This window comes from Jiella pacifica (assembly GCF_010500815.1).
Lineage (GTDB): Bacteria > Pseudomonadota > Alphaproteobacteria > Rhizobiales > Rhizobiaceae > Jiella > Jiella pacifica.
Map to the genome: position 1 here is coordinate 94,628 of NZ_JAAAMG010000003.1, position 18,039 is coordinate 112,666.

The 18,039-nt window shown below is 65.6% G+C and carries 11 protein-coding genes; 10 read left to right on the plus strand and 1 reads right to left on the minus strand.

The annotated features are described in order from the left end of the window. Positions 1 to 17: 17 nt before the first annotated feature. From xdhC to glgB, 10 genes are all read left to right on the plus strand, one after another. Positions 18 to 827: a xanthine dehydrogenase accessory protein XdhC gene (xdhC, locus tag GTK09_RS05255; protein ID WP_163461646.1), complete on the plus strand. Its 810-nt coding sequence runs from the start codon at positions 18 to 20 to the stop codon at positions 825 to 827. Between the two features lie 81 nt (positions 828 to 908). Continuing rightward, positions 909 to 2,501 (plus strand): ABC transporter ATP-binding protein, encoded by a 1,593-nt coding sequence (locus GTK09_RS05260; RefSeq protein WP_163461648.1) that lies wholly within the window; start codon positions 909 to 911, stop codon positions 2,499 to 2,501. Positions 2,502 to 2,542: 41 nt separating this feature from the next. Next, the gene (locus GTK09_RS05265) at positions 2,543 to 3,637 is read left to right on the plus strand and encodes an ABC transporter permease (RefSeq protein ID WP_163461958.1); all 1,095 of its coding nucleotides are present in this window, start codon (positions 2,543 to 2,545) and stop codon (positions 3,635 to 3,637) included. After that, on the plus strand, positions 3,634 to 4,557 hold the full coding sequence (locus GTK09_RS05270) for an ABC transporter permease (protein ID WP_163461650.1): 924 nt from the start codon (positions 3,634 to 3,636) through the stop codon (positions 4,555 to 4,557). Before GTK09_RS05265 ends, GTK09_RS05270 begins: the two co-directional genes overlap by 4 nt. Positions 4,558 to 4,582: 25 nt before the next feature. Then, positions 4,583 to 5,674, plus strand: coding sequence for a BMP family ABC transporter substrate-binding protein (locus tag GTK09_RS05275; protein ID WP_163461652.1), 1,092 nt, complete (start codon positions 4,583 to 4,585; stop codon positions 5,672 to 5,674). A 378-nt stretch (positions 5,675 to 6,052) separates the two neighbouring features. Continuing rightward, the gene (locus GTK09_RS05280; protein ID WP_163461654.1) at positions 6,053 to 7,303 is read left to right on the plus strand and encodes a urate hydroxylase PuuD; all 1,251 of its coding nucleotides are present in this window, start codon (positions 6,053 to 6,055) and stop codon (positions 7,301 to 7,303) included. Between the two features lie 31 nt (positions 7,304 to 7,334). After that, positions 7,335 to 8,729: a guanine deaminase gene (gene guaD, locus GTK09_RS05285; RefSeq protein ID WP_163461656.1), complete on the plus strand. Its 1,395-nt coding sequence runs from the start codon at positions 7,335 to 7,337 to the stop codon at positions 8,727 to 8,729. Positions 8,730 to 8,994: 265 nt separating this feature from the next. After that, entirely contained in the window at positions 8,995 to 11,037 is a 2,043-nt protein-coding gene (locus tag GTK09_RS05290) for an alpha-1,4-glucan--maltose-1-phosphate maltosyltransferase (RefSeq protein WP_203560897.1), read from the plus strand. 30 nt (positions 11,038 to 11,067) lie between these two features. Continuing rightward, a complete protein-coding gene (treS, locus tag GTK09_RS05295) occupies positions 11,068 to 14,400 on the plus strand; it encodes a maltose alpha-D-glucosyltransferase (RefSeq protein ID WP_163461658.1) in 3,333 nt (1,110 codons plus the stop codon). Continuing rightward, positions 14,397 to 16,619, plus strand: a complete 2,223-nt coding sequence (gene glgB / locus GTK09_RS05300) for a 1,4-alpha-glucan branching protein GlgB (RefSeq protein ID WP_163461660.1) — start codon at positions 14,397 to 14,399, stop codon at positions 16,617 to 16,619. The genes treS and glgB overlap by 4 nt, the downstream gene beginning before the upstream one ends. Before the next feature lie 59 nt (positions 16,620 to 16,678). Here the strand turns inward: glgB and GTK09_RS05305 are convergent, their stop codons facing one another. Then, positions 16,679 to 17,866, minus strand: coding sequence for a GGDEF domain-containing protein (locus GTK09_RS05305; RefSeq protein ID WP_163461662.1), 1,188 nt, complete (start codon positions 17,864 to 17,866; stop codon positions 16,679 to 16,681). Positions 17,867 to 18,039: the final 173 nt, after the last annotated feature.

Below are 18,039 nucleotides of genomic sequence, written 5' to 3' on the forward strand. Positions count from 1 at the left end.
GACTCGGGGCCAGCTGCGTGACCACCCTCCACGACACCGCCCGCGCCGCATCCAAGCACGCCGAACCCGCCATCCTCGTCACCGTCGAGACCGCCCTCGGCTCCACCCCGCGCGAGGCCGGGGCGAGCATGCTCGTCAAGGCAAACGCCGTCTCCGGCACGATCGGCGGCGGACGACTGGAATTCGATGCGATCGACAAGGCGCGCCGGATGATTGAGGCGGGTGAGGCGGTCGGGGCCAGCGACGTGCCCCTCGGGCCGGAGATCGGCCAGTGCTGCGGCGGCAGGGTTCACCTGTCGTTTCGGCGCGTCGATGCGGTCCTGCTCGAAAAGCTTGCGAGAGAGGCTGAGCGCGAGCGCGAAACGCTGCCTGCCGTGATGATCTTCGGTGCCGGCCACACCGGGCGGGCGCTGGCCGCCGCGCTCGCGCCGCTGCCGCTCGCCGTCAGCTTGATCGATTCGCGGCCTGAGACTCTCGCCGGATTGCCCGAAGCCGTGCGCTGTGTTGCCGCCGCCATGCCCGAAGCCGTCGTCGAGGAGGCACCGGCCGGCGCCGCTTATGTCGTGATGACCCACGACCACGCGCTGGATTTCCTCGTCGCCGCCGCGGCGCTGGCTAGAAGCGACGCCGCCTATGTCGGCATGATCGGCTCGGCGACCAAGCGCGAGCGCTTCCGCCGCCACCTGGCCGAGGAAGGACGCGAGGCCGAGGCCGCGCGATTGACTCTGCCGATCGGCGGATCGGAGCTGCGCGACAAGCGCCCGGAAGTCATTGCGGCACTGACGGCCGCGGAGGTCGCCACATGCCTGTTAAAACATCAGGAATAATCCCTGCCGTGAAGCTTGGCAGGGGGCGTCCTCGGATGCCATAGTCCGGCGGGTCGGAAGGCTGAGGCGAGGCAGGAATCCATGGTGGTAAAGGCGAGGGCGCCACGTTTGGAGCTGAAGGGCATTTCCAAGCGCTTTCCCGGCGTCGTCGCGAACGATCATGTCTCCTTTGGAGTCCCGGCTGGCGCGATCCACGCGCTGCTCGGCGAGAACGGCGCCGGCAAGTCGACCCTCGTCAAGATCATCTACGGGGTGCAGCAGGCCGACGAGGGCGAGATCGTCTTCGACGGCGAGCGTGTGCAGATCGCCTCGCCGCGGGAAGCCCGGGCGCTCGGCATCGGCATGGTGTTCCAGCACTTCTCGCTGTTCGAGGCGATGACGGTGCTGGAGAACATCGCGCTCGGCATGGACGAGCCGCCGCCGCGCCGTGAACTGGAAATGCGAGTGCGCGAGGTGCTGGACACCTACGGCCTGTCGCTCGATCCCTACCGCCACGTCCACACCCTGTCCGTCGGCGAGCGCCAGCGCATCGAGATCGTCCGGGCGCTGCTGCAGCAGCCGAAGCTGCTGATCATGGACGAACCGACCTCGGTGCTGACGCCCCAGGAGGTGGAGCAGCTGTTTACGACGCTGCGGCGCCTTGCCTCGGAAGGCTGCTCGATCCTCTACATCTCCCACAAGCTGCACGAGATCAAAGCCCTCTGCCAGTCCGCCACCATCATGCGCGGCGGCAAGGTGGTCGCGACCTGCGATCCGGGGGAAGAGTCGGCACGGTCCATGGCCGAGATGATGATCGGCGGCAGTTTGAAGGATCTCTCCGACAAGTCGAACTGCACCTATGGCGACGACCGCTTCGTCGTCGCCTCGCTGTCCGCGCCGGGCGAGCCGCCCTTCGGCACCAGCCTGAAGGAGGTCTCCTTCGCCGTCCGCTCGGGCGAGATCTTCGGCATCGCCGGTGTCGCCGGCAATGGACAGAACGAGCTTCTGGCCGTGGTATCGGGCGAAAACCAGCGAGGCGTCTCGGGTTCGATCCGCCTCGACGGAGCGGAACTCTCCCGTCTTTCGGTCGGAGCGCGGCGGCGGGCAGGGCTCGCCTCTTCGCCGGAGGAGCGCAACGGCCATGCCGCCGTGCCGGCCATGTCGCTTGCCGACAACGCCATCCTGTCCGCCCGCAGCCGTATGGGGCTCGCCTCCGGCGGCGTCATCCGGGCGAAGGCGGCGCGGGACTATGCCGCGAAAGTCATCGACGCCTTCTCTGTGAAGGCGACCGGGCCGGGAGCCGCAGCGGGCAGCCTGTCCGGCGGCAACCTGCAGAAATTCGTCATGGGCCGGGAGATCATGCAGAACCCGGCCGTCCTCGTCGTCTCCCAGCCGACCTGGGGCGTCGATGCGGGCGCCGCCTCCTTCATCCGCCAGGCGATGATCGATCTCGCCGCCAAAGGCGCGGCCGTCGTCGTCGTCAGCCAGGATCTCGACGAGCTTCTGGAGCTCTGCGACAGGCTGGCGGTGATCAACGAGGGGCGCCTGTCGGAGCCGATGGACGTCAAGGGAATATCGATCGAGCGGGTCGGGCTTTTGATGGGCGGCATCCATGGTTCCGGCGAGGGCGCGGAGCCGGAGGAGGCACGCGCCCCGGCCACCGGCCGTGTGAAGCAGCCGGAGCCTGCCCTGTGAGCCTTTTTCGGCTGGAGCCCCGGCGGCAGGAAAGCCGCGTGATGATGCTGGCCGCGCCGGTGATCGCCGTGGCCCTGACGCTGCTGGTCGGCGCCGTGCTCTTCACCCTGCTCGGCCATGACGGACTGGGCGCGATCTTCGAGATCTTCGTCAAGCCGCTGTTCAACCCCTATCGCTGGCAGGATCTCCTGGTGAAGGCCGCGCCCCTGGCGATCATCGCGATCGGCCTCGCCATTGGCTTTAGGGCCAATGTCTGGAACATCGGCGCCGAGGGGCAGTACATTCTCGGCGGCCTCGCCGGGACGGGTGTCGCGCTGGCGACCCTCGACATGACCGGCTCCTGGATCCTGCCGCTGATGCTCGCCGCCGGAATTCTCGGCGGCATGGCCTGGGCGACGATCCCGGCCGCGCTGAAGACGGCGCTCGGGGTCAACGAGATCCTGTCGAGCCTGATGCTCAACTACGTCGCGATCCAGATCCTCTATTACCTGATGCGCGGACCGTGGAAGGATCCGATGGGGTTCAACTTCCCCCAGACCGCGATGTTCTCGTCCGACCAGACGCTGCCCATGGTGGTGCCCGGCACGCTGATCCATCTCGGCGTGCCGCTTGCGGCGGCCGTCGCCCTGACCGCTTTCCTGCTGATGGCGCGCACGGTCACCGGCTTTCAGATGAAGGTGGTCGGCCTTGCCCCCAAGGCGGCGGCCTTCGGCGGCTTCGGCGCGGCCTCGACGGTGTGGATCGCCATGCTCGTCGGCGGCGGCCTCGCGGGCTTTGCCGGCATTCTGGAAGCCGCCGGCCCGTTCGGCCAGATGGTGCCGCAATTTCCCACCGGCTACGGCTACACGGCGATCATCGTCGCCTTTCTCGGCCGGCTGAACCCGCTCGGCATTCTCCTCGCGGCCCTCGTCCTGGCGCTGACCTATGTCGGCGGCGAAAGCGCCCAGACGACGATCGGCCTGCCGTCGGCGGCGACCGGCGTGTTCCAGGCGATGATGCTGTTCTTCCTGCTGGCGACCGACATCCTCGTGCGGTATCGCCTCGTCTCCGGCCGTGCGGCGCCTCTCGGCGCACCGGCCAGCAAGAGCGAGGCCGAAACGGCGGCTGGCGGCAAGGGAAAGGCGGTGGCGGCATGAGTCTCGACCTTCTCGTGGCCATCCTGATGACGGTGGCCGGCGCGGCAACGCCGCTGCTCATCGCCGGGCTCGGTGAACTTGTCGTCGAAAAATCCGGCGTCCTCAATCTCGGCGTCGAGGGCATGATGCTGATCGGCGCCGTCACCGGCTTTGCCGTCGCCACCTCCACCGGCCTGCCAGTCCTCGGCGCGCTCGCGGCGATGGGCGCGGCGGCGCTGGCTGCGGCGATCTTCGCCGTCCTGGTCCTCACGCTGATGGCCAACCAGGTGGCGACGGGGCTCGCCCTCACCATCTTCGGCACCGGCGTCTCGGCCCTGATCGGCGCGCCCTTCGTCGGCATCACCACGCCGACCCTTGGCCCGATCTTTCCCGAGGCGCTGACGGCCTCGCCGCTCCTGCGCCTCGTCTTCGGCCACTCGCCGCTGGTCTATTTCGGCCTTTTCCTCACCTTCGCCGTGTGGTGGTTCCTCAACCGGGCCCGGGCCGGGCTGATCCTCAGGGCGGTCGGGGAATCCGACACCGCCGCCCATGCGATCGGCTATCCGGTGCTCAAGGTTCGCTATCTCGCCGTCCTCTTCGGCGGGGCGATGGCCGGGCTCGCCGGCAGCTATTACTCGCTCGTCCTCACCCCGATGTGGGCCGAGCGACTGACGGCGGGGCGCGGCTGGATCGCCATCGCGCTTGTCGTCTTCGCCTCGTGGAAGCCGGGGCGGATGCTCGCGGGCGCCTATCTCTTCGGCCTCGTCATGACCATGGAACTGCAGGCCAAGGCCGCCGGCTTCAACATGTTCGCGCCCGAGGTTCTCGCGGCGCTTCCCTACGTCGCGACGATCGCCGTCCTCGCGATCATCTCCGCCGCCAAGCGCGGCGGCGCCAACGCCCCGGCCTGTCTCGGAAAATCCTTCCGGGCGACGGCCTGATCCAGACCATACCAGGAGACATTCGATGTTCGAACTTTCGAGACGCAAGCTTCTCGCCGCCGGCGCCGCCATCGGCTTCGCCGCGACGTCCGTCGCGCCGGCCTTCGCCCAGGACGGCAAGGAGACGGTCAAGGCGGCCTTCGTCTATGTCGGGCCGGTCGGCGACTATGGCTGGACCTATGCCCACGACCAGGCGCGTCAGTGCCTGGAAAAGAACCTCGGCGACAAGGTCGAGACCAGCTATGTCGAGAACGTCGCCGAGGGGCCGGACGCCGAGCGCGTCATCCGCCAGCTCGCCCAGGACGGCAACGACATCGTCTTCACCACCTCCTTCGGCTTCATGAACCCGACGATCAAGGTGGCCAAGCAGTTTCCGGACGTGAAGTTCGAGCACGCCACCGGCTACACCACCGGCGGCAACGAGAACATGGGCCTGTATAATTCCAAGTTCTACCAGGGCCGCGCCGTCCTCGGCACCATCGCTGCCAAGATGTCGAAGTCAGGCAAGGCCGGCTATGTCGCCTCCTTCCCGATTCCGGAAGTCGTGATGGGCATCAACGCCTTTCAGCTGGCCGCCCAGAAGGTCAATCCGGACTTCAAGACACAGGTCGTCTGGGTGAACTCCTGGTACGATCCGGCCAAGGAAGCCGACGCCACCCGGGCGCTGCTCTCCCAGGGCGCCGACGTCATCACCCAACACACCGATTCCCCGGCGCCGCTGCAGGCCGCGGAAGAGGCCGGCGCCATCGCCTTCGGCCAGGCCTGGAACATGGAGAGCTTCGCGCCGAACGCCCACATGACGGCGATCGTCGACCAGTGGTGCCCCTATTACACCGGCCGCGTCCAGGCGCTGCTCGACGGCACCTGGGAGGCGGAAAACGTTTGGCTCGGCATGAAGGAGGGCGAGGTCGAGATGGCGCCATTCAACGCCAAGATGCCCGAGGACGTGAAGGAAGCCGCCCAGAAGATCGTCGACGAGACCAAGGCCGGCACCTACGAGGTCTTCACCGGCCCGATCAAGGACCAGTCCGGCGAGGTCAAGGTGCCCGAGGGCGAGGTTGTCCCCGAGGGCGACCTGTTGAAGATGGACTGGTACGTCGAGGGCGTGCAGAGCTGAGAAGCGGGACTTAAGGCGTCGGTCTTTTCCCGAGAGACTAAGCCGGTCGACAGATTGGCTTAGTCTCGAATGGCTAGGGGGCAGTGCACCCCGGTCTTCTGCAGCGTTCGTGCAGAGGCACCCCCCTCTGCCCTGCCGGGCATCTCCCCCTCAAGGGGGGAGATCGAACCTGCGGACGCGCTTCAACCAACCTTCAATGCCGGGACCTGCAGCAGCCGTTGGGATAAAGGTGCGACTGGCAAAGCTGCCGATCTCCCCCCTTGAGGGGGAGATGTCCGGCAGGACAGAGGGGGGTTCCCGAGGCGCGGCGCTTCCTGCTTGAAATAAACACCCAGTGCCTGCCCGAACGCCGTCCCCACCCAAGGAATCCGACCCCGCATGTGGACATACCTCTCCGAATGGCTGCAGTTCGCGGTGCGGTGGATCCATGTGATCACCGCCATGGCCTGGATCGGCTCGTCCTTTTATTTCATCGCCCTCGACCTTGGCCTCCGGCGCCGGCGGGAGCTGCCCGAGGGCGTTTCGGGCGAAGCCTGGCAGGTGCATGGCGGTGGTTTCTACAACATGCAGAAATACACCGTCGCTCCGCCCGAGATGCCGGACGAACTGACTTGGTTCAAATGGGAGAGCTATTCCACCTGGCTCTCCGGCGCAGCGCTGCTGTTCCTCCTCTATTACGTCCAGGCCGATCTTTATCTGATCGATCCTGAGATCGCCGACCTGCCGGTCTGGGGTGCCAGCCTCATCGGGATCGCCGGTCTGGCGCTCGGCTGGGTTGTCTACGACGCACTTTGCAAGTCGCCCCTGAAGAACAACGACACGGCCCTGCTCGCCATCCTCTTCGTCTATGTCGTCGTCTCCAGCTATCTGTTCGCCCAGGTGTTCTCCGGCCGCGGGGCGATGCTCCACACCGGCGCTTTGATCGCGACGATCATGACGGCCAACGTCTTCCTTCTGATCATTCCGAACCAGAAGATCGTCGTCGCCGACCTCAAGGCGGGGAAGAGCCCGGATCCGGCGCTCGGCAAGGCGGCCAAGCAGCGCTCGCTGCACAACAACTACCTGACCCTGCCGGTCATCTTCCTGATGCTCTCCAACCATTATCCGCTGACGTTTGCGACCGAGTGGAACTGGGCGATCGCCGGGCTGGTGCTTCTGATCGGCGCCATCGTCCGGCATTTCTTCAATACGATGCATGCGACGGGCGAAAAACTCTGGTGGTGCTGGCCGCTCGCCGGCATCTGCTTCATCGTCGTCATCACGCTTTCCGGCGCGCCGGGCTGGCGAACGGCGGACGCCGAGACCACGCAGCGCGATTGGCGCGGCGATCCGCAAGTTGCCCTCGCCAACTCGGCGCATTTCGAGGCGGCGGAGGCGATCGTCCTGTCGCGCTGTTCCATGTGCCATGCCAGGGAGCCGCTCTGGCCGGGCATGATCCACCCGCCGAAGAACATCCCGCTCGAGACCTCGGATGACCTCGTCCACTACGCGGCGCTAATCGAGCGCCAAGCGGTGCGCAGCCATGCCATGCCGCCCGGCAACGTCACCGGCCTCGAACCTGCCGAACGCGAAACCCTCGCCCGCTGGCTCGCCGATGGCGCGGCGCCGGGCCTCGGCAGGGGGCTGTGAGAATGCGGCGGACGGCGCTATCTTCGCGCCGATGACAGCAAGAACCGGCACGATCGCGATTCGCGGACGGCTCCTCTCCTTCGACGCCGATCCGGCAGTCGCGGGGGAGGCGGAGGCCGTTCGCTTCATCGAGGATGGTATCGTCGTCGTCAGGGACGGGGTGATCGTCGAGGTCGGTGAAGGGCCCGCCATCGTCCGGCGGCTCGATCCCGGCACGCCGCTCGTCGACCATCGGCCGCATCTCGTCTTGCCGGGCTTCATCGACCCGCATCTCCACCTGCCGCAGACGCAGGTGATCGCCTCCTACGGTGCCGAGCTGATGGAGTGGCTGGCGAAATACACCTTTCCCGAAGAGCTGCGCTACGGAGACAGCGCCGTCGCGGGGGAGGCGTCGCGCTTCCTCCTCGATACGCTGGCGGCCAACGGTACGACCACGGCGGCGGTCTATTGCACCACCCATCCGGTGAGCGCCGAGGCGTTCTTCGCCGAGGCGGAGCGGCGGGGCCTGCGGATGATCGCCGGCAAGGTGATGATGGACCGCAACGCGCCGGAGGGCCTGCTCGACACCGCCGAACTCGGCTACGAGCAGTCGAAGGAGCTGATCGCCGCCTGGCACGGGCGCGGGCGGCTGGAAGTCGCGATCACCCCGCGCTTCGCTCCGACCTCCAGCGAGGCACAACTGGAGGCGACGGCCGCGCTCGCCGCCGAGCATCCGGACCTGCCGATCCAGACGCATCTGTCGGAGAACGCCGCCGAGATCGCCTATGTCGCCGAGGCGTTCCCCTGGTCGAAGGACTATACCGACGTCTACGAGCGCTACGGCCTCGTGCGGCCTCGGGCGCTGTTCGGCCACTGCATCCATCTCTCCGAACGAGAGCGGCAGGTGCTCGCAGAGAAGGGTGCCTCGGCAGTTTTTTGCCCGACGTCGAACCTGTTTCTCGGCTCGGGGCTCTACGACCTCGCCGCGTCTCGCGCGCTCGGCCTGAAGACCGGCATCGCCACCGACATCGGCGGCGGCACGTCCTATTCCATGCTGACGACGGCGGCCGAAGGCTACAAGGTGCTGGCGCTGCAGGGCCAGAAATGGCCGGCTTTCGAGGCGTTTCACATGCTGACCGCCGGCAATGCCGAAGCCATGGGCATCAATGGCAAGGTGGGCCGTCTGGCGCCGGGCCTCGAAGCCGATTTCGTCGTGCTCGACAGCCGGGCGACGGCGCCGCTCAGACGGCGGATGGAGCGGGTGGAGACCCGGGCCGAGGAACTCTTCGCCCTGATGATCCTCGGGGACGAGCGGACGACCGTCGCGACCTATGCGGCTGGAAGACGGATCTACGACCGCTATCAAGGCGGGCCGCGGCAACTGGCGCCGAAGCTCGACCAGGCGCCGCCGCCGAAAGGCCCGCAAGCCGGCGAAAGCGCCCAATAAGGTCGTCACGCTTCGCCCGTGCGGTAAAAATCTGCGGCTCCGACCTCGCTTCCGTCCGACGCCCTTCGCCAGGGATCGCGAAGCAATATCAAGGGCTGCTCGGCAATCCTTTTTTCCGCACCTCGGCCTGAACTTCCCCGGCGCTGGGGCGTTGCGACTGGACATGCGATCCAGCCCGCCTATCCCTTAACCCTGTGCTCAGCGACCGCTTGCGTTTCGAATGGCGGTCTTCACCTGACCCGAAACCTCTGAAGAAGGTTCGTGCATGGCCGATGCCGATCTGCAGCCCAAGAAGCCGAAAAAACCCGCGAAGGCTCGGAATCCCGAAAGCGAAGCGCTGCTCATGGCCCTCGCGGAGAACCGCGTTGCCATTGAAGGTGTCGAGCCCGAGGTCGACGGCGGCCGCTTTGCGGTCAAGCGTTTCGTCGGCGAGCCGCTGACGGTCGAAGCCGACATCTTCTGCGACGGTCACGACGAGATCGACGCGGCGTTGATCTTTGGCCCCGCCGAGGTCGATCCGTCGAAATGGTCCGAGGTGAAGTTCGAGTTCGTCGAGAACGATCGCTGGGCGGCCACGGTCACCTTCGATCGGCCGGGGCCCTATCGCTACTCGATCATCGCCTGGCGCGATCTCTACGCGACGTGGCGCGACGAGGCGAAGAAGAAGCGCGACGCCGGCAAGCTGACCGATCTGGAGCTGATCGAGGCCCGCGAACTCGTCAAGGCGGCGGCGGGATCGGGCCGCGGCTCCAAGGCGGATCAGCGCGGCCTCGCCAAGCTGGGCGAAAGGCTCGACAAGCTCGCCGAAAAGCGCGACGCCGACGGGCAGTACGCGCTGATGCAGTCGGACGAGGCGATCGCTCTTCTCGAAGCGGCCGGGGTGCGCACCAATCTGTCGCGCTATCCCGGCGCCATTCCGGTGTGGGTCGATCGGGAACGGGCAGCCTTTTCCGCGTGGTACGAGATCTTTCCGCGCTCCCAATCTGGCGACGCGAACCGCCATGGCACCTTTGACGACGTCATCGCGCGTCTGCCGGACATCCAGGAGATGGGCTTCGACGTCCTCTATTTCCCGCCGATCCATCCGATCGGAAAGACCAATCGCAAGGGCAAGAACAACACGCTGACGCCGAGCGAGACCGATCCCGGCAGCCCCTATGCGATCGGCTCGAAGGAGGGCGGCCACGACGCGATCCATCCCGAGCTCGGCTCGTTTCAGGATTTCGCCCGGCTGATCGAGGAATCGAAGAAGCACGGGCTCGAGATCGCCATCGACTTCGCCATCCAGTGCTCGCCCGACCATCCCTGGATCAAGCAGCATCCCGAATGGTTCGACTGGCGGCCGGACGGGACGATCAAGTTCGCCGAGAATCCGCCGAAGAAATACGAGGACATCGTCAACGTCCATTTCTATCGCGGCGCGCTGCCCTCGATCTGGTACGAATTGCGCGACATCGTCCTGTTCTGGCTGGACAAAGGGGTCCGAATCTTCCGGGTCGACAATCCGCACACCAAGCCGTTTCCCTTCTGGGAGTGGATGATCGCGGAAGTGCGCAAGGTCGATCCCGGCGCCATCTTCCTCGCCGAGGCCTTCACCCGGCCGAAGGTGATGAAGCGGCTCGGCAAGGTCGGCTACAACCAGTCCTATTCCTACTTCACCTGGCGGAACGCCAAGGGTGAGCTGACGGAATATCTGACCGAGCTGACGACCGAGGAATGCGCCGAATACATGCGGCCGAATTTCTTCGTCAACACGCCGGACATCAACCCGCTCTATCTTCAGACCTCCGGCCGCCCGGGCTTTCGCACGCGGCTGGCGCTGGCAGCCGGTCTCGCCGGCAATTACGGCGTCTATTCCGGCTTCGAGCTCTGCGAGTTCCTGCCCGTGCCGGGCAAGGAGGAATATCTCAATTCGGAGAAATACGAGGTCCGCGCCTTCGACTGGCACGCCGAAGGGAACATTCGCGAGGACATCGCCTTCTTCAACAAGCTGCGCAACGACGAAGCGGCGATGAAGGATTTCCGATCGCTCGCCTTCTTCAATTTCTGGAACGAGCAGGTCCTCTATTTCGGCAAGCGGACGAAGGACCTCTCCTCCTATCTCCTCTTCATGGTGAACCTCGATCCGCACCACGATCAGGGCGGCCATTTCGAAGTGCCGCTCTGGGAGTTCGGCCTGCCCGACGACGGGACGATCCAGGCGACCGACATGGTGAGCGGCAACATCCTGAACTGGACCGGCAAGATCCAGCATTGGTGGCTGAATCCGCAGGATCGGCCCTACGCCGTCTTCAAGCTCACGCGATAGAACCAAGAACGCCGAAAGCGCATCAGCTCCATGAACGAGATTGCCACCATCGTCACGCCCGAAACGTCCTCAGGGCCGGATCTCAATGCTCCGGACTGGTACAAGGACGCGATCATCTATCAGGTGCACGTCAAGACCTTCGTCGATTCTAACGGCGACGGTGTCGGCGATTTCGCGGGCCTCCTGTCGCGGCTCGACTATATCCAGGAGCTCGGCGTCACGGCGATCTGGCTCCTGCCGTTCTATCCATCGCCGCTGCGCGACGACGGCTACGACATCTCCGACTATCGCTCGGTCAACCCGTCCTACGGCAACCTCGAAGACGTCGAGCGGCTGATCGAAGAGGCGCACAAGCGCGGCATGCGGGTGATTACCGAGCTGGTCATCAATCACACTTCCGACCAGCATCCCTGGTTCCAGGCGGCCCGCCGGGCGGCGAAGGGCTCGCCCGAGCGCGATTTCTACGTCTGGGCCGACGACGACAAGGGCTACGACCTCACCCGCATCATCTTCACCGACACCGAAACCTCCAACTGGACCTGGGACCCGGTGGCCGGACAGTATTTCTGGCACCGCTTCTTCTCGCACCAGCCGGATCTCAACTTCGACAATCCGAAGGTGATGGAGGAAGTGCTCTCGACCATGCATTTCTGGCTCGACAAGGGCGTCGACGGGCTGAGGCTCGACGCGATTCCCTATCTCGTCGAACGCGAGGGCACCAACAACGAGAACCTGCCCGAGACCCACGACGTCTTGAAGGCGATCCGCGCCGATCTCGACAAGCACTATCCGGGCAAGATGCTGCTGGCAGAGGCGAACCAGTGGCCGGAGGATACGCGGCCTTATTTCGGCGACGGCGACGAATGCCACATGGCGTTCCACTTCCCGCTGATGCCACGCATGTACATGGCGCTCGCTCAGGAAGACCGGCATCCGATCACCGACATCATGCGCCAGACGCCGGAGATCCCCGAGAACTGCCAGTGGGCGATCTTCCTGCGCAACCATGACGAGCTGACGCTGGAAATGGTCACCGAGGAGGAACGCGACTATCTCTGGTCGACCTATGCGGCCGACACGCGGGCCCGCATCAATCTCGGCATCCGGCGCCGGCTTGCGCCGCTGATGGGCAACGACCGGCGCAAGGTCGAACTGCTCAACGCGCTCCTGATGTCGATGCCCGGCACGCCCACCGTCTATTACGGCGACGAGATCGGCATGGGCGACAACATCTATCTCGGCGACCGGGACGGCGTGCGCACCCCGATGCAGTGGTCGGCCGACCGCAATGGCGGATTTTCGCGGGCCGATCCGCAGCGGCTTTATCTGCCGGTGATCCAGGACGCGGTCTACGGCTATCAGGCGGTCAACGTCGAATCGCAGTCGAACAATCCGGCATCGCAGCTCAACTGGATGCGCAGGCTGATCCAGGTGCGCCGGACCAAGGAAGCCTTCGGCCGCGGCGAGATCAACTTCCTCCTGCCGTCGAACCGCAAGATCCTGGTCTATCTACGCGAACATGCCGACGAGCGGGTGCTGTGCGTCGCCAATCTGTCGGGCTCCGCCCAGGCGGTGGAACTCGATCTGTCCGACCATGTCGGCTGCGTACCGATCGAGATGCTCGGCCTTTCCGCTTTTCCGCCGATCGGCACGACCCCCTATGTGCTGACACTCCCGGCTTATGGCTTCTTCTGGTTCGACCTGGCCGATGGCGGCACGGCGCAGCAGCGCTACAGCAGTGCTCCAACGCCGCTGCCGGCGTTTTCCACCCTGGTCGCGCAGGGCGACCTGAAGGCGACGATCGGCGGGCGGAACCTGACCGAGCTGAAAGCCGACCTGCCGAGCTATGTCGCAAACCAGCGCTGGTTTGCCGGCAAGGCGGCCCGGCCGCGCGTGCGCGACGTCGCGGTGCTCGGCCCGCCGACCCCGGACAGCCGGCGGCATCTGTTGACCGAGTTGACGGTCGAAACCGCCGATGGGGCGCAGAATTATCTCCTGCCTTTGTCGGTGCGCTGGGGCGAGCAGCATCTGTCGTCGCAGGATCCGGACCTGCCCTACACGATCGCCAAGGTCCGGCAGGGTCCGCGCATCGGCGCGCTGATCGACGGGACCCGCAGCGCCGACTTCGCCAAGGTGATGATCGCGCTGATCGCCGCCAATGTGAACGTCGAGCTCGCCGGCGGGCAGCTCGTGGTCGAGGCATCGGACACCGAGCGCGAAGGTCTCGCCCAGGCGCTGCTGGTCGATACCGACGCGATCCGCGTTCTTTCGGGCGAGCAGTCGAACACGTCGCTGCTGATCGGCGCCGTTGCGATCCTGAAATATTACCGCCGGCTGCGCGACGGCATTCAGCCGGAACTCGAGGTCACCCGGTTCCTGACCGAAAAGACCGACTTCGAGGCGGCGCCCGCTCTCTATGGCTCGATCCAGCTGGTGCGGCCAGACGGGACGCGCACGGCCATCGCCGCGCTTTTCGAGCAGGTGCAGAATCAGGGTGATGCCTGGACGGTGATCGTCGAGGCGCTGGCCCGCTACCTGCGCGACCATGCCTACACCCAGCCGCCGATGGCCGACGAAAACCTGGAAGTCGGCGCGTCGAGCGAGCCGAAGCTGCAGATCCAGATCGACCCGGCCGAGGTTCTCGGCCGGCGCACCGGCGAGATGCATGCCGCACTCGCGACGACGACGGGCGATGCAGCCTTCGATCCCGAGCCGCTGGACGACGAGAGCTACATGACGATCGTCGGGGAGGCGAAGAACGACGCCGGCGACGCCTTGGCGGTGCTCGCCAAGGCCAAGCCGAACCTGCCGTCGGAAGAGCTGGAGAACGTCGAGCGGCTGCTCGGGGCGGAGAAGGACATCCTCACCTGGTTCGATCGCTTCGGCGGCCTGAAGGTGAGCGCCCATCGCACCCGCATCCATGGCGACTACCATCTCGGCCAGATCCTCGTCGCCAAGAACGACGTGGTGATCCTCGACTTCGAAGGCGAGCCCGGACGCTCGCTGGAGGAACGTCGGGCCAAGACCTCGCCGCTGCGCGACGTCGCCGGCATGGTCCGGTCCTTCGACTATGCCGCCTTTGCTGCGCGGGATCGGGCCGGGCCCGTCGACGAGACGACGGGCGAGCGGCTGCGCGAGATGGCGACGAGCTGGCGCGACGAGGTGACGGAGCAGTTCCTCCAGCATTGGAGCGAGGCCTCCCACATCCCCCTCGACGAGCCGACGCGGCAGCTTCTCGACCTCTTCGTCCTGCAAAAGGCGTTCTACGAACTTCGCTATGAGGCCGCCATGCGGCCCGCCTGGTTGTCGATTCCCCTGCGCGGCATCGTCGCCCTCCTCGAGAAACGACAGGTTCTGAAATGATCTCCACACCCGCCACATCCCCTGCCGGCATCGAGCATCGCCCCGACGAGAATCAAGCCTGGGAGATTGGCCGCGGCGTCCATGGCGATCCGTTCTCCGTCCTCGGCCGGTTCGGCGTCGAAGGCGGCGCGATCGTGCGGGTCTATCGTCCCGGCGCCCATTCGGCGACGGTGATCGACGGCGCCGGCAAGGAGCTGGCGGCCCTCGAGCCCTTCGGGCCGGAGGGTTTCTTCACCGGCTACGTCGCCGGCCTCGATGGCACGTCAGCCTACCGCATGCGCTACAGCCATGGCGGTGGCGCCGGCTGGGACGAGGAGGATCCCTACCGTTTCGGCCCGATCCTCGGCGACCAGGACGTCTATCTCATCGCCGAGGGCAGCCACTACCGCCTCTATGAAAAGCTCGGCGCCCATCCGGCGACGATGGACGGAACGCCCGGCGTCGCCTTCGCCGTCTGGGCACCCAATGCGCGCCGCGTCTCGGTGGTCGGCCACTTCAATTCCTGGGACGGCCGCCGCTCGGTGATGCGCAAGCGTCACGAATGCGGCGTCTGGGAGCTGTTCGTGCCGCATCTCGGCCGCGGCGAGGTCTACAAGTTCGAGGTCATCGGGGCCGACGGCAACATCCAGCCGCTGAAAGCCGATCCGGTCGGCTTCCTGCAGGAGACGGCGCCCTCAACTGCCTCGGTCGTCGATGGCCTGGTCGAGCACGAATGGCAGGACGATGCGTTCCGCTCACAGTCGGCCGAGTGGCAGAACCGCGAGAAACCGATCTCGATCTACGAGGTGCATCTCGGCTCATGGCGCCGGGGCGCCGACAATGCGGTGCTCGATTACGACGATCTCGCGAGTGAACTCGTCGCCTATGTCAAGGACATGGGCTTCACCCATGTCGAGTTCCTCCCCGTTTCCGAGCACCCGTTCTACGGCTCCTGGGGCTACCAGCCGATCGGCCTCTTTGCGCCGTCGTCGCGCTGGGGCTCGCCGGAAGGCTTCGCCCGCCTCGTCGATGCGCTGCATCAAGCGGAAATCGGGGTCCTGCTCGACTGGGTGCCGGGCCACTTCCCGACCGACGTCCACGGCCTCGTGCGCTTCGACGGCACGGCGATCTACGAGCATCCCGACCCGCGCCGCGGCTTCCACAAGGACTGGAACACGCTGATCTACGACTATGGCCGGCCAGAGGTGAAGAACTTCCTGGTCGCCAACGGCATGTACTGGCTCGACCGGTTCCATATCGACGGCCTGCGCGTCGATGCCGTCGCCTCGATGCTCTATCTCGACTATTCGCGTAATCAGGGCGAATGGGAACCCAACATCCATGGTGGGCGCGAGAACCTCGAGGCAATCGCTTTCCTGAAGGACGCCAACGAGCGGATCGGCGAGTATTTCCCCCGGGCGACCACCCATGCCGAGGAGTCGACGGCTTTCCCGGACGTCTCCAAGCCGACCTATGCGGGCGGTCTCGGATTCCACTTCAAGTGGAACATGGGCTGGATGCACGACACGCTGCATTACATGCAGGAGGACCCGGTCAACCGGCGCTACCACCATCACCACATGACGTTCGGGATGGTCTACGCCTATTCGGAAAACTTCATCCTGCCGCTTTCGCACGACGAGGTCGTCTACGGAAAGGGCTCGCTGCTCGGCAAGATGCCCGGCGACGAGTGGCAGAAATTCGCCAATCTGAGGGCCTATTACGGCTTCATGTGGAGCCACCCGGGCAAGAAGCTCCTGTTCATGGGCTGCGAGTTCGGCCAGGCGGCGGAGTGGAATCACGACCAGTCGCTCGACTGGCATCTCCTCGAACAGCCGAACCATGCCGGTGTCCAGCGCCTCGTGCGCGATCTCAACACGATGTATCGCGAGATCCCGGCGCTGCATCAGCTCGACTGCGATCCGGCGGGCTTCGAATGGGTCGACACCGCCAATGTCGAGGAGAGCGTCATCGCCTTCCTGCGCAAGGACCGGGAGGGCCGGCAGGTGCTGATCGTCTCGAACTTCACGCCGATCCCACGGCACGGCTACCGCGTCGGCGTGTCGAAGCCGGGCACATGGACCGAGCGCCTCAACACCGACGCGGAGATCTATGGCGGCTCGAACGTCGGCAACATGGGTGGCAAGACGGCCGAGGAACCGTCGGTGCACGGGCGGCCCTATTCGATCTCCCTGACGCTGCCGCCGCTGGCGACCGTCGTCATGGTCCACGAGGGCTGACCCGGGCCGGCGCAGGCGGTGTTTCGTAACCGAGACTGCGCTCGCGATCTGGCCAAGGATTAGCAGGCGATGGCGGTGCCGTAGGCCGGCGCCGCCACGACTTTCTGCGAGCATGGCCCACATTCGATGCGGTTGCGCCCGTTCGCCTTGGCCCGGTAGAGCGCTTCGTCGGCAATGCCGAGGAGACGATCAAGGCTCGTCGCATGGCGGGTCGAAGCGATGCCGATGCTGACCGTTACGCGGACTTTGTCCACCGTGCGCGCCAGCATGGCCTCCGCGAAGTCGGCTCGAAGCGTTTCGGCGAAACGCGCTCCTGCGGCAGCGTCGCGCCCGGGAAGCAGGAGAGCGAACTCCTCCCCGCCGAGTCTTGCGAAAACGTCGCCGGCACAGACCCGGGCGCTGACGATTGCAGCGAAGTCCTTGAGCACTCCGTCACCGAAGGCGTGGCCGTGGGCATCGTTGATGTGCTTGAAATTGTCGAGATCAAACATCAACAGCGTCGTTTCCCGGCGATCGCTGGAGTTTTGCCAAGCGGCTTCCGCTTTCAACTGGAAGGCCCGGCGGTTGTCCGCGCCGGTCAGGTAGTCGGTTTCGGACAACTTGACGAGCAAGCGCTCGCGGTTCTCGCGCAGCAGCGCGAGCAGTAGATAGCCCGAGATGACCGAGCTCCAAAGGCCTTCAACGAGGACGATCTCGAAACCGATCGCTCTTTCAGCGTCGGAGATCGGCCCGAGGATCGTGCTCGCCCAGATGGCGCGGACCGCAAAAAAACCGGTGCGGAACGCCATCAGCAGCACGAGGGCCCGGCCCAGCATCCTGGCCTTGCCGAAGAGCGCCCCCCGGGCGGTGACAAGCGACACGACTGCCGCGAGGAAAGACCCGACGGCGACCCGCATGTCGAAATCGGAAGCGAGCGGACAAAGGGACCAGAACAGCAGCCACAAGACGCTCGGTGCGACCACAACGGCACCATTCACTCGCCGGCCGTAATATTTCCAGATCCCGGCACAGATAGCGCTGTAGGACAGAAGAAACATGGCGTTTGCCAGGCCGATCGAAACGACGTCCAGGCCGTCGAACTGGCGCAGCGGGAAGGTGCCGGCAGCGATCGTGCACGCCAGGAAAGCGAAACTCCACCATGCAGCAGCCGGATCTCGAGATCGCCGCCATTCGTAAAACAGCGCCGTCCCAGCGATGACGAAGGTCCCCATCCCGAGAAGAAAGATGAACTGAGCGTTGCCGATCATGGTGTCATCTGTGCTCAACGAAAGCGCCGGAACCTGGGGCCGCACGGCACCCAGCGCCCGGGAAGAATTACGACTGCAACGCCTGCATGCTCGCGCGCGAAAGCCATCTCACTGGCGCGATCGAAGTCTTGCCGCCATCATCGGCCGCATGTCTCTAGAAAGCTTTAAGCCGG